The 24,333-nt window shown below is 50.0% G+C and carries 19 protein-coding genes, 2 CRISPR repeat arrays and 1 riboswitch; of the genes, 3 read left to right on the top strand and 16 right to left on the bottom strand.

The window, feature by feature from the left end; all coding sequences use genetic code 11:
• Positions 1-6: 6 nt before the first annotated feature.
• Positions 7-562: a CRISPR direct-repeat array (repeat unit 32 nt; unit sequence GTTTCAATCCACGCTCCCGCGTAGGGAGCGAC).
• A gap of 193 nt (positions 563-755) precedes the next feature.
• The 12 genes from M6D81_RS22080 to M6D81_RS22025 all read right to left on the bottom strand — a co-directional run bounded on the left by M6D81_RS22080 (position 756) and on the right by M6D81_RS22025 (position 17,025).
• Positions 756-1,730: a DUF6602 domain-containing protein gene (locus M6D81_RS22080; RefSeq protein ID WP_262679221.1), complete on the bottom strand. Its 975-nt coding sequence runs from the start codon at positions 1,728-1,730 to the stop codon at positions 756-758.
• The gene (cmr6, locus tag M6D81_RS22075) at positions 1,724-2,512 is read right to left on the bottom strand and encodes a type III-B CRISPR module RAMP protein Cmr6 (protein WP_262679220.1); all 789 of its coding nucleotides are present in this window, start codon (positions 2,510-2,512) and stop codon (positions 1,724-1,726) included. The genes M6D81_RS22080 and cmr6 overlap by 7 nt, the downstream gene beginning before the upstream one ends.
• 5 nt (positions 2,513-2,517) lie before the next feature.
• A complete protein-coding gene (cmr5, locus tag M6D81_RS22070; protein WP_262679219.1) occupies positions 2,518-2,868 on the bottom strand; it encodes a type III-B CRISPR module-associated protein Cmr5 in 351 nt (116 codons plus the stop codon).
• On the bottom strand, positions 2,865-3,815 hold the full coding sequence (gene cmr4 / locus M6D81_RS22065; RefSeq protein WP_262679225.1) for a type III-B CRISPR module RAMP protein Cmr4: 951 nt from the start codon (positions 3,813-3,815) through the stop codon (positions 2,865-2,867). Before cmr4 ends, cmr5 begins: the two co-directional genes overlap by 4 nt.
• Positions 3,799-5,115, bottom strand: a complete 1,317-nt coding sequence (gene cmr3 / locus M6D81_RS22060) for a type III-B CRISPR module-associated protein Cmr3 (RefSeq protein WP_262679218.1) — start codon at positions 5,113-5,115, stop codon at positions 3,799-3,801. Before cmr3 ends, cmr4 begins: the two co-directional genes overlap by 17 nt.
• On the bottom strand, positions 5,084-6,916 hold the full coding sequence (gene cas10, locus M6D81_RS22055; protein ID WP_262679224.1) for a type III-B CRISPR-associated protein Cas10/Cmr2: 1,833 nt from the start codon (positions 6,914-6,916) through the stop codon (positions 5,084-5,086). Before cas10 ends, cmr3 begins: the two co-directional genes overlap by 32 nt.
• Entirely contained in the window at positions 6,898-8,358 is a 1,461-nt protein-coding gene (gene cmr1, locus M6D81_RS22050; RefSeq protein WP_262679217.1) for a type III-B CRISPR module RAMP protein Cmr1, read from the bottom strand. The genes cas10 and cmr1 overlap by 19 nt, the downstream gene beginning before the upstream one ends.
• 287 nt (positions 8,359-8,645) lie before the next feature.
• Positions 8,646-9,663: direct repeats of the CRISPR family, unit length 32 nt; unit sequence GTTTCAATCCACGCTCCTGCATAAGGAGCGAC.
• Positions 9,664-10,164: 501 nt separating this feature from the next.
• Positions 10,165-11,727, bottom strand: coding sequence for a response regulator (locus tag M6D81_RS22045; protein ID WP_262679216.1), 1,563 nt, complete (start codon positions 11,725-11,727; stop codon positions 10,165-10,167).
• Positions 11,724-13,391, bottom strand: a complete 1,668-nt coding sequence (locus tag M6D81_RS22040) for a sensor histidine kinase (protein ID WP_262679215.1) — start codon at positions 13,389-13,391, stop codon at positions 11,724-11,726. The genes M6D81_RS22045 and M6D81_RS22040 overlap by 4 nt, the downstream gene beginning before the upstream one ends.
• Before the next feature lie 220 nt (positions 13,392-13,611).
• Positions 13,612-14,499, bottom strand: a complete 888-nt coding sequence (locus M6D81_RS22035) for a carbohydrate ABC transporter permease (protein WP_262679213.1) — start codon at positions 14,497-14,499, stop codon at positions 13,612-13,614.
• A 17-nt stretch (positions 14,500-14,516) separates the two neighbouring features.
• Positions 14,517-15,464 carry an ABC transporter permease gene (locus M6D81_RS22030; protein WP_262679212.1) on the bottom strand — a complete coding sequence of 316 codons (948 nt, stop codon included), beginning with the start codon at positions 15,462-15,464 and terminating at the stop codon, positions 14,517-14,519.
• 37 nt (positions 15,465-15,501) lie between these two features.
• Positions 15,502-17,025, bottom strand: coding sequence for an ABC transporter substrate-binding protein (locus M6D81_RS22025; RefSeq protein WP_262679211.1), 1,524 nt, complete (start codon positions 17,023-17,025; stop codon positions 15,502-15,504).
• 207 nt (positions 17,026-17,232) lie between these two features.
• Here M6D81_RS22025 and M6D81_RS22020 point away from each other — a divergent pair, with 207 nt between their 5' ends.
• Entirely contained in the window at positions 17,233-17,988 is a 756-nt protein-coding gene (locus M6D81_RS22020) for a sugar phosphate isomerase/epimerase family protein (protein WP_262679209.1), read from the top strand.
• A gap of 499 nt (positions 17,989-18,487) precedes the next feature.
• Here the strand turns inward: M6D81_RS22020 and M6D81_RS22015 are convergent, their stop codons facing one another.
• From M6D81_RS22015 to M6D81_RS22005, 3 genes are all read right to left on the bottom strand, one after another.
• A complete protein-coding gene (locus M6D81_RS22015; RefSeq protein ID WP_262679208.1) occupies positions 18,488-19,363 on the bottom strand; it encodes a DMT family transporter in 876 nt (291 codons plus the stop codon).
• 64 nt (positions 19,364-19,427) lie between these two features.
• A complete protein-coding gene (locus M6D81_RS22010) occupies positions 19,428-20,591 on the bottom strand; it encodes a CAP and S-layer homology domain-containing protein (RefSeq protein ID WP_262679207.1) in 1,164 nt (387 codons plus the stop codon).
• Between the two features lie 48 nt (positions 20,592-20,639).
• Positions 20,640-21,863 (bottom strand): GNAT family N-acetyltransferase, encoded by a 1,224-nt coding sequence (locus M6D81_RS22005; RefSeq protein WP_262679206.1) that lies wholly within the window; start codon positions 21,861-21,863, stop codon positions 20,640-20,642.
• Positions 21,864-21,990: 127 nt separating this feature from the next.
• Positions 21,991-22,075, top strand: a riboswitch (ZMP/ZTP riboswitch).
• Between the two features lie 93 nt (positions 22,076-22,168).
• On the opposite strand from M6D81_RS22005, the gene M6D81_RS22000 reads away from it, so the two are divergent.
• Positions 22,169-23,026 (top strand): bifunctional 5,10-methylenetetrahydrofolate dehydrogenase/5,10-methenyltetrahydrofolate cyclohydrolase, encoded by an 858-nt coding sequence (locus M6D81_RS22000; RefSeq protein WP_262679205.1) that lies wholly within the window; start codon positions 22,169-22,171, stop codon positions 23,024-23,026.
• Positions 23,023-23,664, top strand: a complete 642-nt coding sequence (locus tag M6D81_RS21995; RefSeq protein WP_262679204.1) for a cyclodeaminase/cyclohydrolase family protein — start codon at positions 23,023-23,025, stop codon at positions 23,662-23,664. Before M6D81_RS22000 ends, M6D81_RS21995 begins: the two co-directional genes overlap by 4 nt.
• Positions 23,665-24,011: 347 nt before the next feature.
• Here M6D81_RS21995 and M6D81_RS21990 read toward each other — a convergent pair whose 3' ends face one another.
• Positions 24,012-24,215: a zinc ribbon domain-containing protein gene (locus M6D81_RS21990; protein WP_262679203.1), complete on the bottom strand. Its 204-nt coding sequence runs from the start codon at positions 24,213-24,215 to the stop codon at positions 24,012-24,014.
• Positions 24,216-24,333: the final 118 nt, after the last annotated feature.

Genomic DNA, 24,333 nt, shown 5'->3' with positions numbered 1-24,333 from the left:
GAGAATGTTTCAATCCACGCTCCCGCGTAGGGAGCGACTGATAGAAGCGTTTATTGGTCTTCCAGGACAAGGGTTTCAATCCACGCTCCCGCGTAGGGAGCGACCCGCCTGCCAGTGCAGCAAGGTATTGTCCTTGAACGTTTCAATCCACGCTCCCGCGTAGGGAGCGACAGCTGCTGCTGCTACCTTGTGTATCGAAACCCATGTTTCAATCCACGCTCCCGCGTAGGGAGCGACGACTTCGCTCATATCGAACGATCGCCTAAACGTGTTTCAATCCACGCTCCCGCGTAGGGAGCGACTTGGCGGCGCGGGGAAAGCAATCGGCGGGGATGGGTTTCAATCCACGCTCCCGCGTAGGGAGCGACCGATTTACGCCATCAAAGTGCAAGTATTATGTTGTTTCAATCCACGCTCCCGCGTAGGGAGCGACTCTCCGAAAAGATACAGTTAAATTCAAAAAGGTGTTTCAATCCACGCTCCCGCGTAGGGAGCGACCTAGGGCAGCACTGAACATGTACCTGCTACGAGTTTCAATCCACGCTCCCGCGTAGGGAGCGACTGTACCCCATGGGAGGCTTGGTGGTACTAGAGGTTTTAAGCGAATTTGCGCGAACCCCTTTGCTTCGCAACAAAACGATCTGTCCAATTTCCTACAAAACAGCCGCAATCCCAGTCTTATCAAGGGATTGCGAACCCCCCTGGATTTTAATGTTCACTTGGGGTTCGCACCGGACCACAAATCTCATCTCAATCTAGCTTGTAGTTTGTGAATCCTTCTTCTTATCCTTTGCAACCACATTATCAATAACGTCATTGAACATTTTAACATACGCGATATGTGGAAAAAACATTGGATTATTAATCAACATTAATAACTGATTTAATTGAATGGTTAGCGATAGAAGTGAAACTTCTTCAGAAGCAATTGTCCCACCGCCAACACGGAAATCCTTCAATGTGGTCGTTCGATCTGCCGAATTATCAAACTTACTATCCTCAGAAGCATGATTCAACTCATGGCACCAGCGCTCCAATGAGTACTCCTCTTCCTTTGATACTTTAACCCGAAGTCGATCTCCCGACAAACATATACTAATGTCAAATCGATCTTGAATATCCGCCGATGTTTTATTTTCCATATGACACAATATTCGGATTGGTCTGGTCGCTGTTTGTGATGCTTTTGATTGTTTATCACCACTTATGAGCTCTTCAGATTTTCCCTGACCATATAAAATCCCGGATACAGTTCTGACAACTGACTGAGATGACGTGCGCAGATTTGTAATACTTTTCACCCACTCATTAAGATCGTCGAATACAACCTTTTTACTTTTGCATTGAACAACTACCGCTACAGCTTCAATCGGTATGTACTTGATGTTGCCATGCCGGAATACATACGGCGTATATTGTTCATCAAATATAACGAGATCGACTTCCCTGGACACACGAGCATTAGAATCTACGATGAAGACAGATTGCTCTATGGCAAACTTGCGCGGAATGATCCGTTCAAACATCTCCCTCCATACTTCTTCACGATATGACCCCGTTGTTAAATGATGATCCACTATTCCAATCTCTAAAGCCTCTACAATGTTGCGTTCAATTATTCGATAGTTCTCTACTACTCTCCCCATTTTTTCATAGGACTTAACGTCATTAAGGATTCCCTCACTTGTTTTCTCCTCAACCCCATTAGCCTCTTTCAATTGCTCTACCATAGCTGGTCCCCCTGCAGAGTCATTATTTCAAATCGCCCATATCCTGAATTTGTTTTGCTGCCTATTCCTTCTTGGGCAAGGGCTTGCATTAAAATATCTTTCGCAATCTGCAACCAATATGTCCCCGCCTCATCTTGCCTCTCGCAAGTGAGCATCACTCTGAAAGCCCCCTTCGCAGCAATGAATGGAATAGGCTCAGGCGAGTCATCATCTCTAGGCGCTGGCACGGTACGCCCATGTTCATCGCTCACCTGATAGTACGTTTTGTGATGCGGAGTGATAAAATCTAACTTGAGTGCATTCTTCACACAACACGGATGTGGGAACGCATCGTAAAAGCAAATAAAACCTTGCTGTCCTTGCGAGCCAAATAATATGTTGAAATAGTCTCCGCCTTGTTGAAATCGATTATCTTCCCTTCCTAATCGGCTATGGCAGTAATTAGCCGTCAATCCTTTCAACGCCGTACCTGGAATATATGGCACGCCATATAGGCGATGCAACGCCAGCCCTGTCTCCAATACGGTCGTCGCACTCGTCCCTATCAAAAGATTTGATTGCGCAATAATAGAGAAGTCTTCATTGGCCGCATGTCCAGCAAACGGTCTATAAAGCAAATCTTGAAATCGTTGACGATACAATTTCATTGCATCGCCCATATCATCTTCATAGCCTTCTTTATGCTTATCAATTGCATATGTCATGACATCCGTCTTGTACTGTTTGCTTCCCATCTTACTTTCTATATCTCTATACTTCGACAATAAGTAATAGGCGTTCACTTGATTCACTCCCCATCGCCGGCATTTACCTCCAGAATAACCTGCGCATATCGCTTGAACCAAGCTGACGCTCTGAGCGATCTCTTCGTAAGTACCCGATAATCCGTGCTGCTCTTCTGTTTCAACGCTTGGTTCAGATCCATCCCCAGCACTGTCTCCAAGTCCTTCAAAAACTGCTTGTGTTCCTCCTTGTATTTGGATTGCAAAAATGCGACAGTCAATCGCAAACCATTAGCCAAAACCATATAAGGAAATTTGTGACTCAGTGCTCCATATTCCTTCTCATAACCTTTACCAACTACCTCATGGACGCAAGCCATCGCTCTCTCTGCCAATTGCTGCTCCAATGACTTCATCGACCATCCTCCCGACTGAAGCGACAGCTTACTCTTCCTTTGCCCACTGATGCATTGCCGCCTAATTGCAAGTACATTGTCCCGTCGAGCCGTTCATAAACATTCTCCCGATGAAGAGCGCTCTGCTTCAAGTGAATATTGTCACACCAGACTACCCCGTATAATAAAGACTCTGACGGCAAATATTCCTCATACCATAACGCTCCATCCTCAACAATCTTCGTCTCTGAACTAATCCGTATACGTGGTGTAACTTCACAACATACAGTTGAAAAATATTGAAATGCCTCGTCACTGACAAGCATGAATCGTTCTCGAAATAATTGCCGCGCGTCTTCAGTAGGGAATACACACCGGGCAAGACTGCTAGCACAATTCACCAGCCTATCGTCGTCTTCCAACACAACAAATTCAAATTCATCTATCGCGATACGCTCATTCCGAACAATAAGCGATTGGGAGCGCTGTCCGACAATAGCACCACTATCATCCCCTCGTTGACGCAAGACGTTATCCCACTCGTCAACAGCGTCTATTTGAAGGTGGTCGATCGTCACTCCCGCCGCTGCAGCATCCCTGAGTAACCGACGTAAAGCCATAGGACAGCTAACATATGCGAATGTGCCGTGCTCGCTCGCAACCGGGAAAGCCAGTAATCTGCTGTCTGTGAATGATAATGCTCCCGCACTGGTATCCTCTGCTTCGCTACCGCTTCCTGCCGCTTTGCCGAATGCAGCATCCACCCAACGTTGCGATTCCATACTATCACCTGAGAGCATATAATATTCCCTAAGCACGCCTTTCACCGAACTGCCGGGTATCAACGGCCATTGCGTTATTCGCTCTCTCATTATTGGCATGTCAATAATGCCGACTCCTTGCCCCGCACCTATATGTGTCGGCGTCATGCAATGGATGAAGTATAATTGATTATAATAACTCGCCATCACGTTTCCCCTCTCCTGTCATTCCTTCGGCCGGTCGCCATGCTCCCCACAGAGCAAGTCCGAAGCCATCCTCTTGATCAAAGCTTCCTTTCCGTCTATCCGTATCCGATACTGATGCAAGCCAGTATGACTCAGCGAGTACTCCGGCATCACCTTCCAGTACTTCAAAGAAATAGACGCTTCCAGCAGGAACCATTCTCCGCACTGCTTTCTCATGCCCAGTCTGCTTCTCATTCTCATCACTCTTCTGATCATTGCGCTTCGAGCCACCGGAGTAGCTCCAGCCGGATACAGGCACATATCCGGGAACACATGCCCAGCGCAGTTGAAGCTTCAGCTTATTCTTGCACATCCACTCGTCTTTCGTGACCAACGACTCGTCAAGCCAGTTCGGCTTCCATCCTTTGCGAAAGTAAGCCGGTGTCGACAATACCATACGTACGTAACGTGCTTCACGCAGTGATGTAAGGATCGATTCATTGCACGCAGGGAAAGTCAGGCTCTCCTCCTCCTGAAAGTGTGCGAGCCTTCTCTTCCCCCCCATAGAATGTATTGTCGTCAACCCATGTGGCCACTCCCACTCTTCCTTCCATTGCACTTCTGCCAATAAGCTTACATCATGGGGCAACGCTAACATCTTCACTGTAAACAATGCTGAATCCTTGGCAATATATGTATTGCGGTCAATAGCCGTAGAAGTTCGCTCATCCATTTGGAAAGGCGCTAAATAATGCTCGGAACTCTGCCCCCTCGACCACTCTTCCAATTCACTAGCCAATCGAGTCTGCACCGCCTCATCATCACTGCGAATTAACCATTCATACAGACGCTCTTCTGATATATAAGAAGGGGTATCCAAGCAAGCTTTGCCCCGCGGCATCGCTATTGGCCATAATTCCGATTCATGTGCTCCCTGTTTGCCTGTTCCAAGAAAGCCTCCCCTATCCCCTTCTTCATACTGCCCATCTACAGGGCGGAGAGCGTACACATCGATGCTGTTATTCCCTTTATGTACAAACATATCAATTGGCATCGGGTAGAATCGTCTGCCATTGCACACATAGATCGGTCCCTTAACAACTAATTGTCTGATCTTTTGAGATTGCTTGGTATGGAACACTTCTGCTATGTGCTCATGAGCGGATAGTGCTTTCGCCAGCATCGTGCGAATCGAACCTGCCAGCACACTAGGCATGACATCGCTCATGGAATGTGCCGTCTCTCCCGGAGTCGCGTCGAAAGGACGTCCGTCCCGCAGCAATAGCGGATCAAGCGGTCGGACCTGAATATATTTCCTCATAACAGCCTCCTTCTTTTTCGATTGTAATCGCGATGATCATCTTCTCGGCTAGCTCTTGTATAAGCTGTAAAGAGTTTTGCTGCTCATTGTGAAAGCCATTCTGAAAAAATAGCCCTAACCACGTGGACATATCTTCGAGCTTCTGGCGTGAAAATGAGGCGGGCTTCTTCTTCATGAGCAATCTCATCACATCCTGCTGCATGAATTGCATCAGCGACTGGAAGTTATCTCCCGATGAAGTAAGATCCGGAATTAAGCGATTATATTGCAAATATAGTTCCCTCAACTCATGCGGAAACTTAGCGGAATAATAGCCTTCCCGATAACATTGCTGCAAATGCTTGATCTGCTCTGTTGGAAATGAATGAAAGCGATCGGGAGCGAACTTTGCCTCTTCGGCTGCTGCTGGAAATGACATACTGACGGTCGATAACGTTCCTCCATTGCGCTTCTGCAAAATGAACGCAAGCTTATTTTTACCGTCCGATTTGGCTTTACGCTCCGCTTGCCGGGCAAGCTCGCAAGCTACCTCAAGCCGTTCAAGCATATGGACAATCGCAACTCCAATCGATAATGTTGGTCTGCTTATCCCTTCAGGCAACGATTTATCGATAATTTCCGAGAAGCTTCGTTGCAGTTTTTTGCACACATCCATACATTCGGCTAAAGACACATACGCCATCACATCGTCTCCGCCGCTATAGACTAACTTCCCTCCCGATGCGATCAATTCCGCCTCCTGAGCGAATTGCGACAAACCTCTAGACAAGTCAATATGCTGCTTGCTGTCTTTCAATTGACGTAGCGTCTCCCCCATATTATCTCCGTCGCACATAATGAATGCGTAGTAATTTGGCAGCCCGGTCAATTGAGAGGAGTGTAGCAAATCGGCAATTTCCTTGACTGTTTTAGTTATCTGTTCACTACTCTCCTGTTTGTTCGATAACCGCTCCGTCACGAACTCTTCCATTCGGCTTTCGTAGAACAAAGCGGACTCGTAAGCTTCTATATTTCCGCTAACCAACTCCAAGTGTGCATTTACGCCGCATACGCGACTATAGTATCGTGAAACTTTCTCGTTCAAAGCATCGTCCCGCTCCAAGCGCTTACGATATGACTGGAATGCGATGTCACATACCGATGGAAATTGATTGAGAATTGTTTTATTGGATAACCGCTTCACTAAAGAAATAGCATCGAGAGATTCTTTCTCATATACACCAAATCGCGAAAGATTCTTCAAACGTCTCGGATAAACAACAGATTCACGTCCTCCATCCAACTTTGACTTTTTATCTCCGTATAACGCCCCTGGCTCATTCTGCTGAAAGTCTCGTAACGTCTTGCGAGATGCCATTAATTGATCGGCCTGTTCGACTGCAGCAGCGTAATTAGATGCGATGGGAACCCATACGGCATAGCATTCAATAAAATCTTTAATTTGCCGATCCCACATAGATTCGTTAATATATGGGCTTAATTTGCTCTTAACTTTATTTGCAATATCTATCCATGCACTTGCCACGGCTGTACGCGCTTCTATAGCTAACCTTCTAGCATCCGCTCCTCCGTGTACAATACCTACGATTTTGTTTGCTACTTTCATCGAATCCCATGACATAACCCCATCCACACTTGGAAAGATTAATGTCACTTCTCCGCTTTTATGTAATTGCCGTGCAGCCGCCTTACTTAACTCTGACAAGAGATAAGACCCATACCATAAGTCTCTCGTCTTGCGGGCCTGAGCGATAAAGGACTGAACAGGTCCGATCGTCATAATTATGATCTGTTGCTCCACCAATGGATGACCTCCTTACTGGATAGAAACGCCTCAATCGCTGAAGTGGTTGACGATTTTTCTGTAGCTCCTAGTTGTTTAGTGCTATACCCATGTTGCAGCGGATTACGATGACTATACTTCTCCAAATATTGATAATCAGGATATATATGTTCCTCTGTAATAGATAGGCGTTCGAGTTTCCTCTGAATGTTCTTCCAATGTCTTTTGTGAGAGGAGTGACCGTCATGGACAAGCCGCAGACTTAACTGTTTTAGCTTCGGCTGCTTCAATACTGCTATTATTGCTTGACCTCTCCCCTCCCATTTTGACTTTGCGGTAGAGCCAACAGCCAGTGCTTTCAATATTAAAGGAGATGCCAAGCGATTTTTATTGTCCGCAGGGATTAGTTCGGATTTATATGGCTCCCGATGTTTCTCATCTAAGTGTCTCTTGCTACGATTGCACTTGAATTGAAATTGTATAGGAAGACCGAACTGGGCGCGTGGGAAAGCCGGCTGCACTTCCGCAACTTGATCGAGTGTTTGTGAGTTTTTATGATCAGGCTCTGCCATGTCCGTATACTTACGGATGAAATCCGCCTCTGGCCAAAAACTTCTGCGTGGCTTTTTATTCGCAGTCTCTTTTTTCGGTTTCGGATTCGGAAGACGCCGGAAGTTCTTATAAACCGTAATTACTCTTTTCCAAGCATCATTGAAGGAATCTTTATGCGGATTGCACAGCAATTGGCTGCAAAGAACCGGCCATTCGTGCTTTGATTCTGTTTGAATGGAGGGAAGTTCAAGCTTATAACTGGATGCCTTATGTTGGTACCATGCATGTATGTTCTCATTTTCATTAGGAGAGAACTGTTGACAGTACAGACTGCCGCACCCTCTTCTCGTTCTTGCACCAATCCCCCCGAAATTAATCCATGCCCATATTGCCGGGCAAATCTCTTGTTCGTATGTTTCTTTCATATCTGATGGGACAGTAATCATTAATTTAAATGTACCGTATACAGCCTCTCTCATGCTTTCTTGGAATGGGAACGTCACATATCGGGGCAAATCAGAAAAACGGGAGTATTCATAATTCTTCTTCTCTTCCCCGCCTAGCAGTCGCTTCTCAAGCTCTTTTACTACCACCTTTAACGGACTAGGAAAATCGGGATCCCCGAATAGAATCGTTTCCTGCTTCCTCAGTTCGGCCGTGTTGTCATAGGCCGCACCTCGTGTCGCTCTCCACCAGAACCTTAATTGTCCCCGAATGGAAGTGCTGCGGAATGGGGCATCATCAATTATAGACTCCCTACTACCCTCATCCCCCCAAATCATTGGTGATACAACATGAATAGTATACTCTTGGGTAAACGACTTATCGTCTGCTCTAGCTGCCTTTAACAGTATCGATGCGATATTTTGTTTCTCTTCCTCATTCGGAAGCACTAAACTCCTTTCCATTCTGCATTCCCTCCTTCACTGAACATATCATCCACTATTTTCCTGCATGATGTGTTATTTCGACTTAGTGCTCTAATGTCCTGCCGGAAAAGATCTTTTTTTGTCAATTCATCTACGATTTTGCGGATAAAAAAGAGACCAGATGTTGGTCTGGTCTCTTAATTGACGTAATCTGATGGAGGTGGCTAATAAGAACGAGTTGCCGTACTGAGTTGAGATGAAATTCAATTCACACTTCTGCATGTGGAGCAAATTGCTAAGCGAGGCAATAATTCTAATAGCAAAGAGTTTCATTCCACGCTCCTGCATAAGGAGCGACGACTTACAACCTCAGTACGACGGTTTTTGTTCGTGTTTCAATCCACGCTCCTGCATAAGGAGCGACCCACTAGATAAACCAGAGCTTGGATTCTATGAAGTTTCAATCCACGCTCCTGCATAAGGAGCGACCCACTAGATAAACCAGAGCTTGGATTCTATGAAGTTTCAATCCACGCTCCTGCATAAGGAGCGACCACTAATGAACAGTTGGCGGAAACAGCAAAAATAGTTTCAATCCACGCTCCTGCATAAGGAGCGACCTCGGGCTTGGTCCAGAGAGCTTGAAGGATTCGTTTCAATCCACGCTCCTGCATAAGGAGCGACAAACATGATCGAATCAATTAAACACGCTGATGCTGTTTCAATCCACGCTCCTGCATAAGGAGCGACTCAGCCATTGAAGGATGCTGCTGACAAAGCAGCTGTTTCAATCCACGCTCCTGCATAAGGAGCGACTCCAGGCAGCGACACATGGGACAAGTCCAAAGGCGTTTCAATCCACGCTCCTGCATAAGGAGCGACCATCGACTCATACGCTGCATGAGCAGACGCAACGGTTTCAATCCACGCTCCTGCATAAGGAGCGACAACCGCGTCCGCAACAGCGCAGCCCATTCGAAGAGTTTCAATCCACGCTCCTGCATAAGGAGCGACTGGCGGTAAATTATGCGGATGGCTATACGAAAGGGTTTCAATCCACGCTCCTGCATAAGGAGCGACAGCCTCTTACGCTCTGCTGGCGGAAGCGAATATGTTTCAATCCACGCTCCTGCATAAGGAGCGACGGATGCCGCTGCCCGAAAAACCAACGGAGGTGTCTGTTTCAATCCACGCTCCTGCATAAGGAGCGACTTTTTGTAGATGATGGGTATAGCGCTAAAGACATGTTTCAATCCACGCTCCTGCATAAGGAGCGACTCCGCTATCAGTCAAGAAATTTGTGGAGGTAAGTGTTTCAATCCACGCTCCTGCATAAGGAGCGACGCGCCCACTATAATCCCTTGCTAGGCAAGAGATTATAGGACCGAAAGTGCGAACCTCTTTTTTGAAGTGTTCACTATTTCAATTTGATCGTTCAAAAACCGCTAATCCTTTGTCCTGCTTGAGGTGCGAATTCCCCAGGGTTTTCATGTTCACTTGGGGTTCGCACTACGTAAATGCGATAACCTTGCTTAACCTATCTAAGAAAATACTTATATCACACACTGAACTTGCAGTCCCTCTATCTCTTCCATCATTTTCATGTCATGAGTATACCATTTAATCAGATAGAATGCTGGATGAAAGTATAGAGAAAGATTCTGCGCGACCTTTGCGGGCAGTGCCCTCGGAGATATACATGGTGGCTGCCGATCGACTGAATATACGCTTCTACATACCAATTCAGTATGGCCCTGATCATGAAGACAGACAAGGCGGACCTCAGAGGCCCGCCTTTCCGTGATTTGATATCAATCCACGCCTTCTATAATAGGCGACTGCGTATTAAACATCGGATTGCTGGCGGTATTCCAGAGGAGTGAGGCCGCAATACTTCTTGAACACTTGCGAGAAATAAGAGAAATTGGAGTAGCCGACCTTGGAGGCGATCAGATGGACGGGAATCTTCGTGCTCGTAAGCAGCGACTTCGCAATCTCCATCTTTTGTGTAGCAATGAAATCGTTCAGCGAGATGCCCTTCGCCTTCTTGAACAGGCGCGACAAATATTCCGGATTAATGAAGATCGCTTCCGCAATCTCCGCCCGGCTGCAGTTCTTCTCGATATTCTGGTTAATATAGGCGATCGCCCGATCCACGGGAGAGTGGACGTGATGCTCGTCTTTGGCATGCTCCTGCACGTAGTCCAGTACGAAATCGACAAGCTCCAGCATCTTGTCCAGCGACGTATAAGCCCCGATGTAATCGGTATAGGAATACCGCTCGAAGAAGATGTCGCTCGGGTCCAGCTTCATATGCTTGGCCGCAGTCAGGAATACTTGAATGAAGTCCTGGTGGAACCGCGCCAGAAATTCAGCGGAAATAATGCCAAGCCGCTTCTGCTGCAGCAAGTAATCGTGTATCTCGTCGCGCACCGTCTTGCCGCTTCCGTGCGAGATGAGCATCGCCCAATTCTCCATGTCGGGGAAGGAATAAGAACTATCCTTCACATGCATCAGATGGTGCATGGCGAACACTTTGCTGTACAACGCCACATTATGCTGACGCATATGGCAGAGCGCTTTATAATGCTGCTTCAGCTTGTCGGCTTGTCCCATATCCGAGACGTAGCAGGCGACCGGGCATTGCAGCTCCCGCTCGGCAGCCGCAACGAACACCTTCATCTTGCTCTCTACTGCCTGAGCGGCAATCCCATCGCCGTAGAAGAGAGCCAGGCAATTGGCGCGATCCAGCTGTACGAACAGGAGAGCGCCTTCCATCGATCCTGCAAGGCTGGACAGCAGCCCCTTCAGCTCCGTCTTCATCGACGACCCGCCCGGCTTCAGCAATTGGATCAGAACCGAGCAGAACGGCGTGGAGGCTCCGATCAGAATGCCCAGATTGCTTAAGTCCCTCATCAGTTGTCCGGGATGCTTGCCGGAATCCAGCAGGAAGCTGCGAATGCAGTTCTCCAGCAGGAACTCCTCATTCTCCCGCCAATACGCGCCGTATTCGTAGATTTGCTGCATATGCGCCTCTGCATGAATTTTGTGAATGGCACGCTCGATCGACGCCTGAATATCCTCGTATCGGGCAGGCTGGAGAATGTAATCGAAGCAGCCCAGTTGAATCGCCTCCTGCGCATACTCGAACTCGGAATGCGAGGACAGGAAGATGCACTGCAAGGCGGGATAATGCGCCTTCACCCACTTGAACAGCTCCAGCCCGCTCTCCAGCGGCATCTCGATGTCGCAGAGCATGATGTGAATGTCATGCGCCGAGAGCAGCTCTCTCGCTTCATCCGCGCTGTAAGCGGGATAGATGTGCGCAATATGGAGCGACTCCCAGTCTATGCCGGCAATGACGCCTTGCACGACATCGTATTGATCATCGACGACTAGCACATTCATGATGCTTCCTCCTGACGGTTCATTCTGGAATTAACGGGCAATATCATCTCGGCGGCGGCTCCTTCCCCGATATTGAAGAAGGCGAGCGTCGCCCTGTCGCCGTACAGCATGGACAAGCGGTGCCGCACATTGCTTACCCCGACGTGAATGTCCGTGTAGAAGGAGCTGTCTCCGCAGTTAAGCTCCTCCAGTATCGACGGCTGGAACCCGTCGCCATTGTCCTGAATCGTTATATCGACATAATCTCCCTCGTCGCTCTGCAGCAACACGGCCTTCACGCGAATGTGAAGCTGTACTCCAGGCTTGGTCGCGTACTTCACACAGTTCTCGACGAACGCCTGGATCGACAGCGGCGGAATGACGAAGTCGTGCAGCTCGCTGTCGACGCTCCATTCGCATAAGGGAGGAATATGATGGGCAATATGCTGAATGCGGATGTAGTTCTGCACATGCTCCACTTCCTGCTGAAGCGAGACGAGCTGCAGATTGTCCCTGAAGTTGTAGCGCAGATGGCTGGATATGGCCAGAATCATGTTCTGCATCCGTTCATAACTCTGCTGCTGCGCCATGCCGTACAGACTCTTCAGGCAATTCAAGAAGAAATGCGGCTTGATCTGCAGCTGCAGATGCTGCAGCTCCGCCTTCTGTCGTTCGATCTCGTGCTCGTAGGCGACGATCTTCAACTGATTGATCTCGCTGGTCATCTGGGTGAAAGCTGCATCGACCCGCTTGAATTCCTCAACCCGATACTCCTCTTGCTGCTCCGGATCGGAGCCCTTGCCGATACGCGTTACCAGCCGTTGCCACGGCGACAGGATGGAACGATTCAAGTAGAACAGTCGGGTCATGACCAACAATACCGATAGCAGTGACAGCAAGAACAGGATGGCGAATCCTCCCCGGAACACTCCCGGCTTCGGCACGGCGAAGATGAGCTGCACATCGGTTCCGCCAATGGGCTCGCCTACGACAATGTAATCGTCGTTGCTCCATACATTGTGTTCGGTGACGAACTCGGCATTAGTCAGAGGAGCATATTCGTTCGTCGCATAGATGACCTTCGTATCTTCATGAATGAGATGCATGGCCGGAATCTGCTCGAAGTCCACCATAACGGCCGCGTACGTGCCGTCCTTGCCCAGCAGCCGGAACAGATAATAGTTCCCTTGTACCTCGAAGCTCATCCAGCCCTTGTGATAATAGTTGGCCTTCGTATACGTCAAGTGCCGCATCTGCATGCGGACTGCTTCCTTCAACTCATAGCTGTAGTTGTTCGCGAATATATCCCGGTAGGTGTTGTTCACCGCACTATAGATGAAGAAGGCATCGGCTATATCGTAGGAATTGAGCGCTGCCTTCAGCTGGGTCATTATTTCATGGGACGCCACATGGGACTGCAGGGTCTTGGCAGGACTGCTCAATATGCGGAAGTTATAATCGTTCACCGTGACATGGGTAAGAAAGGCGTCCAGCGTCTCCAGGTCCGTCTGCATGTTCTGCGCATAGAGCGACAGCGACTGCTGGTTGGATTCCACGAATTTATTGTTGAATGCGTTATAGGAGTAAATATTGAAAGCAAGCAGCAAGCCGATTAACGGCAGCGTAATCAGCAGCAGCGCGCGGAATACGTTCATCTTGAATGAAGCGCCGTACGTTCTAAGCATGTTCTCACCTTGCCCCATCACTTTGAAATGGTTAAAAACATTATAGCATGCGGCTTCGGAAGTAGTGTGTGAATAACTGTCAGAATGCGTAATATGCACGATGGAAAAATCTGAACATCCCAACAAGACAAAAGGCCAACACGGAGAAGGCGAGGAGTCTTGTCCGTGCTGGCAATATGGGAGTTGTTATGAGAGTTTCGCAGCACTGCTGGCCCTGGCCTTAGCCCTTGACCGCGCCGACGGTAATGCCTTTGACAAAGTACTTCTGGAAAAACGGGTAGACGATCATAATCGGCAAGGCGCCGACGACGGCGATCGCCATCTTGATGCCGACGCTCGGCATCTGAGCCGCGATCTCGCTTGCATTGCTGCCCGCCCCGCCGCTGGCCAGGAACTGTACGTCCTGCAGCATCGTATTCAGCATATTCTGGATGCTGAACAAGCTGGGATCGGTCAAGTAATACAAGCCGTTGCGCCAATCGTTCCAGTAGTTCAATCCGATCAGCAGCGATAGCGTAGCAACCATCGGCAGCGACATCGGAAGCACGACCCGGAACAGGATGCGGAATTCGCCCGCGCCGTCAATTCTGCCTGCTTCGATGACTTCATCCGGGATGTTGGTACTGAAGTATGTCCGCATCATAATGACATAGAAGGCATTCACGAGCAAGGCCGGAATAATCAGCGACCAGACCGTATTGTCGAGATGGAAATACCGCGTGTACATAATGTAAGTCGGAACGAGACCGCCGTTGAACAGCATCGTGAAGAAGACGAAGAACGCGAACGTTCCGCGATGCGGCAGATCTCTTCTGGACAGCGGGTACGAGAGCAGCACAGTCAGCAGCAGACTGCTCACTGTACCGACTACCGTCACGAACACCGTGATGGAGTAAGCCCGTACGATTGTGTCCAGCCTTTGAAACATATACGCATAGCTCTCCATGCTGAACTTCTCCGGGAAGAGCGAGTACCCGTTGCGAATGAGCGTACCCTCATCGGTGAAGGAGGATACGACGAGCAGGACAAACGGGAACAGGCAAAATATCGTCAGCAGAAACATAATCGCGTTGGCAAATATTTGAAATGTTCTACCATTCTCAACCATGGTCGATTCTCCTTCTATTAGAATAGGGCATTCTCTTTGCTATATCGGGTAACCAGCCGGTTCGCAATGTAGACGAGCGTGAAGCCGACCAGCGACTGGTATACGCCCGCCGCCGAGGACATGCCAAGGTCGTTCAGCTTGATCAGGCCGCGATACACATACGTATCTATCGTATTGGTCACGTCGTAGAGCGGACCGGAATCCATCGGCACCTGATAGAACAAGCCGAAGTCGGAATAGAAGATCGTGCCGATCTGCAGCAGCACAAGCGTAATCATCGTCGGCTTGAGCGCCGGCAATGTAATATGGACCATCTGCTGCCAACGGTTCGCGCCGTCGATGACTGCGGCTTCGTAGTAGCCACGGTCAATGCCGACCACCGTCGCGTAATAGATGATGCAGCTATAGCCGACCGTCTTCCACAAGTGCACGATGGTCAGAATATAAGGCCAGTACTTCGGCTCCGTATACCAGGACACCTTCTCAAGGCCTAGCGCCGTCAGAATACTGTGGTTGATGAAGCCCGACTCCGCGCTGAACATGGCGAATACGAGATAGCTGACGACGACCATCGAGATCAGATAAGGAAGAAGAATAATCGTTTGATAGCTCTTCTTCCAAAATTTCGATCGAATCTCATTCAAAATAATGGCGATGGCAACCGCCAGCACTGTGCCCAATATAATGAAGACCAGATTGTAGCCGAGCGTATTGCGCGTAATAATCCAGGCTTCTTTCGTCTTGAACAAATATTCGAAATTGCTCAGCCCCGCGAACGGGCTGTCCAGGATGCCCATGTTCCAGTTCACATGCTTAAAGGCGATGATAATACCTGCCATGGGCACGTAGTTGTTGAGCAGCAGGTATATCAGACCTGGAAGCATCATGATGTACATAGGAATGAACCGTCTATAGTTGTGTTTACGTCCAGCTCTCTTCGCCTTAAGCGATGTCATCATGGTCATTCTCCTTTCCCCCTACTGAAGCTGCAGCGCTTAGTCTTTATTGCTTCCGGTTCGCCGCCCACTTGTCCAGCTGAGCTTGTTTCTCTTTAATGATGTCGTCGATACCCGCAGCCTTCAGTTCCTTCTGGAAGATCGGCAGTGTTTCTTCCGGATCAAGCATGCCTGTCATAAGCGCGTTATGATACTTGGCCACGACGTTGGAGGTTGCCGTTACCTGGTTGCGTACTTTGCTTGAGTCGTACGTAAAGCCGTAAGCTGCCGAGCGGATAGCGGTGTTGTTGAATTCTGTCTGCACTTCCCAGTAGTCTTCCGGATTGCCGTTCCATACATGACCGATCGTCTGATTCGGCCATATCCAGCCGCCGCTTGGTCTGTACCCGCTGTTGGAGCCATCCATGCCTTCCGGATAGTCGATGATCGATTGGCCGTTAGCTGCATCGCCAACTTTCACATAGTGCTTGTCTTCAATGCCATAGATCAACAGGTTCATCACATCGGGGTCGGTATACATCAGATTAAGCAGCTTCATCGCTGCCTCTGGATGCTTGGAGCCGCTGCTGATCGCCCAAGTCGCCATCTGTACGTCTGATGTTGTGGAATATGCCGGAACGATCTCCGATACAACAATTTCCGTACCGTAGTTTCTAGTCTCCTGTACGTCGAAGCCTGGCTTCAGGTTAACGAAGCCGCCGAATGCGCTTCCCGCCTTCATAAGCGTGCCTGAATTTTCGGTATTGTTGATGGCGTCTTGCATAATGAGACCGTTCTTATACCATCTGTTCATGCGCGTAATAAAGTCCTTGTAGAAATCCGTCTCATAAAGGTTGACAACCTTCAGTTCCTTGCCGAAGTCCATCAAAACGCCTAGATTCGTCATATCGTCGCCCAGCGTGTCCCAGCCCCAGTTCCGAACCAGCTCGCCATTGGATGGTACGACCGGAATAATGTTAGGCTCATTCTCGTGAATCGTCATCAGCGCTTCTTCCAGTTGGTCCAACGTTTTGATGTTCTCGTAATCGATGTTGTACTTGTCCGCCAGATCCTTCCTCATCTCGAAGCCGTATGCCTTCGCCAGATCACGGCCGGTCGTGATGCCGTAGACGTCGTCGCCTACGCGGCCGCTCTCGATATATTCGGCTCCGATCGCTTCCACCAGCCCCTGACCGTATTGGTCTAGCAGCTTCGTCAGCGGAATGATCTGCCCATTGTTGGCAGCCGTCGCAAGCGGTGTCATATAGATCGGCAGCAAGTCTACGCCTTTGCCGGAGGACAGCATCATCGTCGTCTGCTGCACGTAGTTGCCGTACGAGATGAACGTGACATCCATCTCGATGTTCAGCTTCTCTCTCGCAATTTCGTTAACCGCCTTCACTACCTCATCTTTGTCGTCCTTGTTCGTGCTCATCATGACGACGTTGAGCTTGACGAGCTTATTCTCCTTCGCGTCGCCGTTGGCAGCGCCTTCACCGTTGCCGGCGGCATTGTTGTTCGGACTTCCGCATGCCGAGATCAAGGATAGCAGCATAACCATCAGCAGTGTGCTTGACAGCAGTCGTTTCATCGTTATTAACATCCTCTCCTTATTGAATTAAGAACTATATTAGCAAATATGATGTCCGTCTATCTGTAAAAATAATGTCTTAAATAATCAGAAAAATGACTTGTTGGGGCGCGAGCGCCCACCGGGTAGTTCCCGTGCGGCAGAATTGTGCTATGATATGGCTGCAATTGCTGCAATTACAGACATAACGATAGGAGTGAATCGGACATGGCAAGTTTGAAGGTGGCATTGCAGCTGTACACGCTGCGCGATTACGATAAGGGAGATTTCGCCGCGAAGCTGAGGAAGGTGCGCGAAGCCGGTTATGACGGCGTCGAATTCGCAGGCTTCGACGATGTTCCGGCGGAAGAGATGAAAGCGATGCTGGAGAGCAACGAACTGCAAGCGATGGGAAGCCATACGCGGATCGAAGAGTTGCTGGAGAAGCTGGACGAGGTGATCGCTTACAACAAGGTGATCGGTTCCTCTTATATCGTCATTCCTTACTATAAAATCGAATCCATGGACGATGTGCGATCGCTTGTCGGCATCGTGAAGGAGATGGGGCCGAAGGTTCGGGCCGCCGGCATGGATCTTCTCTACCATAACCATTACCATGAGTTCGTCAATGACTTCGGGAACCGACCGGTGCTGGAGATGCTGCAAGACGCGACAACCGACGAAGAGCTGGGCTTCGAGATCGATATGTTCTGGACGACACATGCGGACCGCGAGCCGGTGAGTGTGATGGACGAATTCGGCATGCGCTGCAAGACGGTGCATCTGAAGGATATGGTGAGCCGCGAGGAGAAGGAAATGACGGAGCTTGGCACGGGCATATTGGATCTGGGCGGCATTGTGGCGAAAGCTCAGTCGGCGGGCTACGAGTGGGTTGTCGTGGAACAGGACAGAATCAAGATCGACGGCTACGCCAGCGTGAAGCAGTCTCTCAACAATGTGAAGGCGTTGCTGGGAGGGAAATAATGCTCTCACCTCTCGGTGAGCTGACTTCCCCCCTCTTCTGGCGGAACTGTGTTTTCTCGATAGCCGCTAACTGGGCTCTGTCCTTACATTCTTTCGATAGCTAATGGATCTGCGCTTATTCTCCTGTAAGAGCCAATCGGGATACCTAACGGAATCCTGTACTTAAATTCTTTCGATGGCTAACGGGTCTCTGTGCGCTTATTTGCTCCGTAGTAGCCTGTTGGTATAACTAGCGGGTCTCATTGCGCTTATTTTTCAGGATGTGGTTAATATGCACGTGGAAATGTCGGAATAAGCTCCACTGCATCCTTTAGAATGCTGAAAAGGGCATTTCGTGCATATTAAGGCTACTGACATCCGTTACATTTCACAATATGCCTCCGGTTCTTCCATCGGCCGGAGGCTGTTTATTGCTGTTGTTGCTGTTGTTGCCGTTGTTGCTGTTGTTGCCGTTGTTGCTGTTGTTATTGTGCCGATATGCCGATCCATATGCAACCTGTCAGCTTCCCCATAAGCCGAGAACGATCACTCCGGCTGTAATCAGCAGAGATGTCACCATACGTCTCGCGCCTTGCTTCTCGCGAAGGATAAATACGCCCAATATCGTTCCGAACACGGTGCCGATCTCTCGCATCGGAGCGAGCTGCGCCACTGGAGCGAGCGACAAGGCGAACAGGAACAACAAGTAACCGCCCGGAGCGATAATACCGCCAAGCAGCATGCTTCTCCAGCTTGACTTTACCTCCGCTCTCACGCCGTCGCCGCGGAAGGCCGCCAATGTCAACGCCAATAAATTGCCGATATGCGTGATCACAATCAATACGGCAGGCGATACATATTGCAACGCCACTTTGTCCACGACGATGTAGCCGGCAATACATATTCCCACTGCCAAAGCCAATAAAGGAGCTTGCGCCTGAGGCAGCGGTGCAGCAGACTCAGCCGAGCTCTTTTTGACACCGAGACTTACATTGCTCAAGAACACAATACCCAACACAATGAGTGCAACGCCTAGCCATCCCATGGCGCTCAACCTCTCGCCCAGCAGCGTCACCCCAAGCAACGGCACGAGCAGCGGGCTTGTCCCTCTCATAATGGGATACACCTGAGACAAGTCTCCGATCGAATAAGTCTTCGCCAGCAGTATGCTATACAACCCGTGCAAAGCAATGGAACCGAGAAGAACGGTAATCCCCGTTAACGTCAACCGGCTTACGTCCCACTCTAACACCGCCCATGGTATGAACACAATGATGCCGATGAGGTTCACGAACCAGAGAAACAGATTCTTGTTGCCGCTCTTCTTCGTATACAAATTCCATATGGCATGCAGCAGCCCGGAGCTGAGCACCAGCAGCACAGCCGTTCCGACCATGGGCATCCCCTCCTCTACCGGACACATCTCTTATTAGCCAGGATGCCTGGATTCATTCATTTAATCATTCCGAATAGTAACCCGCCGGGTCTTCTTCGATGCCGAACCACACATGGCTATACCCGCCGTGGATGCCTACTCCTATGACGTTCAATCCGCTCCAGTAGCCCTCTCCCGCGATAACGCTGTTATGCCCCGGAGATCCCTTCCACAAGTCCAAGGCAAGCTGCGGAGTCATCGCAGCCCCGTATTGGGCGGCGGATATCTCGAATCCGCTATCCGGATAATCCGTCAACTCCGAAGGCTTGCTCCACATCAGCTCTGCATACTCGTGATCGGGCGTATAAGCCACCGCCTTCCATAGGCCTTGATCGGACCAGCTGTGCAGATTGGCTTCCATGCCTCGCGCGTCAACCCCGTCCTCGGGACGGTGCGCGTTGGAGTCATATACATGATAACGGGCCACCTTCGTGAGCGACTTCGAGATTCTCATCGGTTCCAGCCCCAGCGATATCCGATAGTCGTTGATCAGATCGGCCAGTTCCCGCTCCTTATCCGTCAATGCATCCGGCAATTGATCCGGATGATAGTCGACCATCGCATTGCCCAGCCGCTTGAACGTAATATAGGCTTGCTGCCTCGTATATCTGCCATTCGGTTCGAAGCGGTCTTCCGATACGCCTCCCATTACTCTGGCATCATTCATCCTATCCGACGTCGAATAGACGAAGCCAACGGCTTCCCCGGCCCAACCCGCCACTTCATGGCCGTCCGCGAACCGATAGACCCGATCGCCTGCTTTCATTCCGAATAGCTTGGCCGTCCGATACAACATGACCGCCGCTTCCTGCCGCGTAATAAGCTCATCGGGCTTGAACAGTCCTTCTCCCTTGCCGCTTACAATCCCTAAGGCATGCGCGGCCAGAATAGCCGAATCATCCGTATCGCTGAATGCATCGGACATCGCTTGCTTGCCCTTGTCCGCTACAAGCTCCTCGGCCGTCTTCTCCAGCTTCACTGACAGGAAGTGTATCGCAAGCCGCGCGAATTCGGCGCGAGGTATATCGCCGCTGTAATCTCTCTGCATATCCGGTGGCACAATCCCTGCCGCAATCGCGCTCTCCACCTCTTGCTTCGCCCAGCCGGAAGGCTCATCCTTTGCTGCATATACGGCTGCGGGTACAGCCGTTAACATCATTATCACGACCAAGCAAATCATTCTTTTCATGTGTGCCTCCATATGTAAGTCATAAGCTATTCCGAAATGAGACAGCGATCAAAAGTAATCCGAGAAGTAAGGCTTCTCGCGCCTGATTAGCTGCTCAAGCAGCTCAATAGCCTCTTCCTCCGCCTGAATCCGGCCAATACGAGCCAAGTATGACGGCCGCTTGTAGCCCATCAGCATCGTCGATAAGGTCTGTATATCCGTCGTAACAGCCGGAGCGGCATAATTCCCTTTGACAAGCTTTCCTTCCCCCGCCGCATTCACTGTCAAGACAAATGTGCCTTGATTCCAATCCAGCAGAGGATCATCTACTTTCCATACCAGCTCGCGATCCTCTCCAGTCGGTCGGAACGGATACTGTTCAATGAACAGAGGCAAGTCCACAATTCGAGCCATATAGTAAGGAGCGATCGTCTCTGTTATATCGCCGTCATCCAACAGGAAGGCCAACGGCTCATTTTTATAAATATCCCCCTTTACCTTCGTAATCATCGAGAAGTGAGCGCTGATAAAGTTCCACAGCCCAATCCGCGCCTCTTCATCGATATGAACCATCTCTTTCACATGGAACACCTCTTCCGCCACCCAATACAACAGATAACCCGCCGGCTGATCATGGCCGTCATAATAGATCGCGGCTATCATCTCGTCCAGGTCCCAGCGTAGATATTCCTCCCAGGCCAGTTCATTCCTGAGCATCGCTCCATGATTGTGCAGGGCGAAGCGCTCGTAAATGAGCCGAATATGCGGATGATCGATGGCAACGCGCTCTACATTGCCGGGAACCGCCTTCGGCTTGGGCAGCTGCGTGTCCCGTACCTCGTATGATATTTTATTTGAGATGATCTCCCATCCCTTCCTTCGATAATACGGAATGGAGTAGGGATATAAGTAAGAGATGGACTGCTTCCGCTCCCGCATATGGCTAAGCGCTTGCAGCATCAGCTTGTTCATCAAGCCCATATTGGCGTATTCAGGATAGGTGCCCACGCCGGTCAGTCCGCCCATCTCATAAATGCGCCCGAACATATTGATTTGGAACGGATATACGGCCAGCTGCGAGATCAGCTTATCTCCGTCGAACCAGCCCAGCACATCCGCATGCTTCAGAACGGGCAGCTTGGACTTCTCGATCTCCCTATTCTCCCAGCCGAACGTCTGCAGATCGCTGTTCGTGACTTGGAACACATAGCGCAGCAAATCGTTGAACTGCTCGCCATGCACTGGCTCCACTTTCTTCAACTTCAGTCTGTCTTGAAGCTTCCGGCGACTCATATCGCACGACCTTTCTAATTAGGTTCACCTCGGTCACTCTTGTCCCATTATACCTTAACCAATTACGGGAGAAAAAGAAGGTCGTGCGCCATTGCCCCCCTTGTCATGGACTGATATAATTAGAAGAAATGCTGCATGCGACTGGCGATGAGAGTGGAATCAACCACAAGGGAGCATGCGGCTGGAACGTACCGTTCGCCTGGGAAAAGTATCTTTGCGCGGCTCTTCATGTATGAAGGGCTGCGGGAGATGCTTTTTTTCGTTTCAACGTGACGCTTGATCATTTCTTGAGGGAGGTAATCAGTATGACCGTCATAATGAAAGCTAGAGAAGCCGCGGATGATGCATATGCATCCATTAAAAGCAGGGTTGCGGCTATGAAGGAGAAAGGGATTCAGCCGCTTATGGCCACGATATTAATCGAAGGCGATCCCGCTTCCGCTTATTACGCCCAAGCCAAACAGAAGATTGCCGGGAAGCTGAGCGTTGCCTTCCGACTGCATGCGCTCCAGATGGACGTCTCGGAAGAAGCCGTCCTGCAGCTAATCAACGAGTTGAACCTGGACCCGGATGTGCACGGCATTATGCTGGAGCTCCCCTTGCCTCCGCACTTGTCGGCAAGCCGCATCGAACAGGCTATCTCGCCAAGCAAGGACGTTGACGGTGTCTCGCCTGCCAATAAGCTCGCTACAATGACAGGAGCCGCAGGCCTTTACCCCGCCACTCCGCAAGCATGCATCAGACTTCTCAAGCATTATGGCTACAGTCTGGAAGGCAAGAACATTACCCTGATCGGCAGAGGACAGACCGTTGGAATGCCGCTGTTCCATATGCTCCAACGGGAACAAGCTACCGTTACAGTCTGCCACTCCCGCACGCCGGACATCGCTTCCCATCTGCGCCATGCCGATATCGCTTTTGTCGCGGTCGGACGTCCCGATACGGTAACATCGGATATGGTTCATAACAAGCTTATCGTCATCGATGCGGGAATTAATGAGAGGGAAGACGGCGGGATTACGGGCGATGCCGCCCCGGATATCGATCAGTATGCGGCTGCCGTATCTCCGGTGCCGGGCGGCGTCGGCACCTTGACGACCGCTATATTGTACGAGAATCTAATGCGAGCCGTTGCCATGCAATGTGAGGAGGCTGGAATATGACGAAGAGCGCCATCACTTGGGAATCTTCCATCAACAGCTTCTTGCAGCAGGCAGGCAGCGCAAGCCCGACGCCAGGCGGAGGAAGCGTCGCCGCTCTTGCCGCTGCTCTGGGAGCTTCCATGACCTCCATGGTCGCCCATCTCTCGCAAGGCGAGCGGTTCGCGCCTATCGCTTCTGGGGTTGCTGCCGCCATAACGGACATGAAGACTTTGACTGTGGAAAGCGAGCGGCTGATGCAGGCGGATATCGCCTCATTCGATCAATACATGGTGGCCTTGAAGCTGCCGAAGGGGACGGAAGAAGAGCGGACGCAGCGGCTGGCGGCCATTCATCAGGCCGCGATTCAAGCGATCGATATCCCCCTTTGTCTAATGGACCTGTGCAAGCAAGGGATGAGCAGAACGCATAGCTTGGCGGAAGCCTCGAATAAGAACGTCGCCTCCGATCTGGCGATCGGGGCTATTCTGTTGGAGGCTGCTGCGCAATCCGCCGCCGTTACGATCGAGATCAATCTCGCTTCCCTGCGCGATGATGTGCTTGCGCAGCAATATCGGGACAAGCTGGCGAGTTTGCTGCAGGACATGGCGGAGCTGAAGCAAGAGACGCTGTCCATAGTGCGAAGGAGAATGCAGGAGTAAATTGCAACCCCGAGCAGGTGAATGTGCTGGAGGACTGGATGGCCGAGCGTCCGGAGCGTGAGCAATGACAAGGCCAGGCAGCGTGAAAGAAATAAGCCTCCAACTCTCGCGCTTCATGCGGAGTTGGAGGCTGCTTAGCTGGATTTTGATCACACGAAATCTAGTCTCTCGGCCAGATGAATAGCATAAAATCCAGTTCATTTGTCATAAGTAGGAGTATCTTGATAAATTAATGACATGAAATACAGTTAGATAAACCTCCCCAGCTTCATTGCTTCATCCTATTTTAAGCGTAAACGGCTGTCACCGTCCTTTGACGACATTAGCTTACGTTTCGCAGTGATCCTCTATCCAAAAAATAAATCAAGTACGTTGGAGCCCGTAGAAGATCTCCGATTGTAGAACTCCGAGTAACCGCAGTTATTGCAATACACGACGACGAATTTGTTGTGTTGGATATCGAACATTTTGGACAAGCCCGTTCCCGTCATCGCGACTTCCTTCGTGGATGCGTCTCTGCTGCCGCATTTCATACAGCCCTTTTCATTCATGCCGCCATCACTCCTTCGGTTTTTATCTTTTACGAAAAAAGTCAGCGCCTCGTTTCACATCTGCTCACTTTCGAATGCGCCTCTGCTATACTGATAAGTAATTAGCTGGTCTGCAAAG

The sequence above is a fragment of the Paenibacillus sp. J5C2022 genome (assembly GCF_025567625.1).
Classification (GTDB): Bacteria; Bacillota; Bacilli; order Paenibacillales; family Paenibacillaceae; genus Pristimantibacillus.
The sequence above is the reverse complement of the archived record's forward strand: the minus strand, read 5'-3'. Positions and strand labels throughout refer to the sequence as shown.

Excerpts from the sequence above, each read along its gene's own strand:
- M6D81_RS22080 (WP_262679221.1), bottom strand. The coding sequence starts at position 1,730 with ATGGTAGAGCAATTGAAAGAGGCTAATGGGGTTGAGGAGAAAACAAGT.
- cmr5 (WP_262679219.1), bottom strand. The coding sequence starts at position 2,868 with ATGAAGTCATTGGAGCAGCAATTGGCAGAGAGAGCGATGGCTTGCGTC.
- cmr4 (WP_262679225.1), bottom strand. The coding sequence starts at position 3,815 with ATGGCGAGTTATTATAATCAATTATACTTCATCCATTGCATGACGCCG.
- cmr3 (WP_262679218.1), bottom strand. The coding sequence starts at position 5,115 with ATGAGGAAATATATTCAGGTCCGACCGCTTGATCCGCTATTGCTGCGG.
- cmr1 (WP_262679217.1), bottom strand. The coding sequence starts at position 8,358 with ATGGAAAGGAGTTTAGTGCTTCCGAATGAGGAAGAGAAACAAAATATC.
- M6D81_RS22045 (WP_262679216.1), bottom strand. The coding sequence starts at position 11,727 with ATGAATGTGCTAGTCGTCGATGATCAATACGATGTCGTGCAAGGCGTC.
- M6D81_RS22040 (WP_262679215.1), bottom strand. The coding sequence starts at position 13,391 with ATGCTTAGAACGTACGGCGCTTCATTCAAGATGAACGTATTCCGCGCG.
- M6D81_RS22035 (WP_262679213.1), bottom strand. The coding sequence starts at position 14,499 with ATGGTTGAGAATGGTAGAACATTTCAAATATTTGCCAACGCGATTATG.
- M6D81_RS22030 (WP_262679212.1), bottom strand. The coding sequence starts at position 15,464 with ATGACCATGATGACATCGCTTAAGGCGAAGAGAGCTGGACGTAAACAC.
- M6D81_RS22025 (WP_262679211.1), bottom strand. The coding sequence starts at position 17,025 with ATGAAACGACTGCTGTCAAGCACACTGCTGATGGTTATGCTGCTATCC.
- M6D81_RS22020 (WP_262679209.1), top strand. The coding sequence starts at position 17,233 with ATGGCAAGTTTGAAGGTGGCATTGCAGCTGTACACGCTGCGCGATTAC.
- M6D81_RS22015 (WP_262679208.1), bottom strand. The coding sequence starts at position 19,363 with ATGGTCGGAACGGCTGTGCTGCTGGTGCTCAGCTCCGGGCTGCTGCAT.
- M6D81_RS22010 (WP_262679207.1), bottom strand. The coding sequence starts at position 20,591 with ATGAAAAGAATGATTTGCTTGGTCGTGATAATGATGTTAACGGCTGTA.
- M6D81_RS22005 (WP_262679206.1), bottom strand. The coding sequence starts at position 21,863 with ATGAGTCGCCGGAAGCTTCAAGACAGACTGAAGTTGAAGAAAGTGGAG.
- M6D81_RS22000 (WP_262679205.1), top strand. The coding sequence starts at position 22,169 with ATGACCGTCATAATGAAAGCTAGAGAAGCCGCGGATGATGCATATGCA.
- M6D81_RS21995 (WP_262679204.1), top strand. The coding sequence starts at position 23,023 with ATGACGAAGAGCGCCATCACTTGGGAATCTTCCATCAACAGCTTCTTG.
- M6D81_RS21990 (WP_262679203.1), bottom strand. The coding sequence starts at position 24,215 with ATGAATGAAAAGGGCTGTATGAAATGCGGCAGCAGAGACGCATCCACG.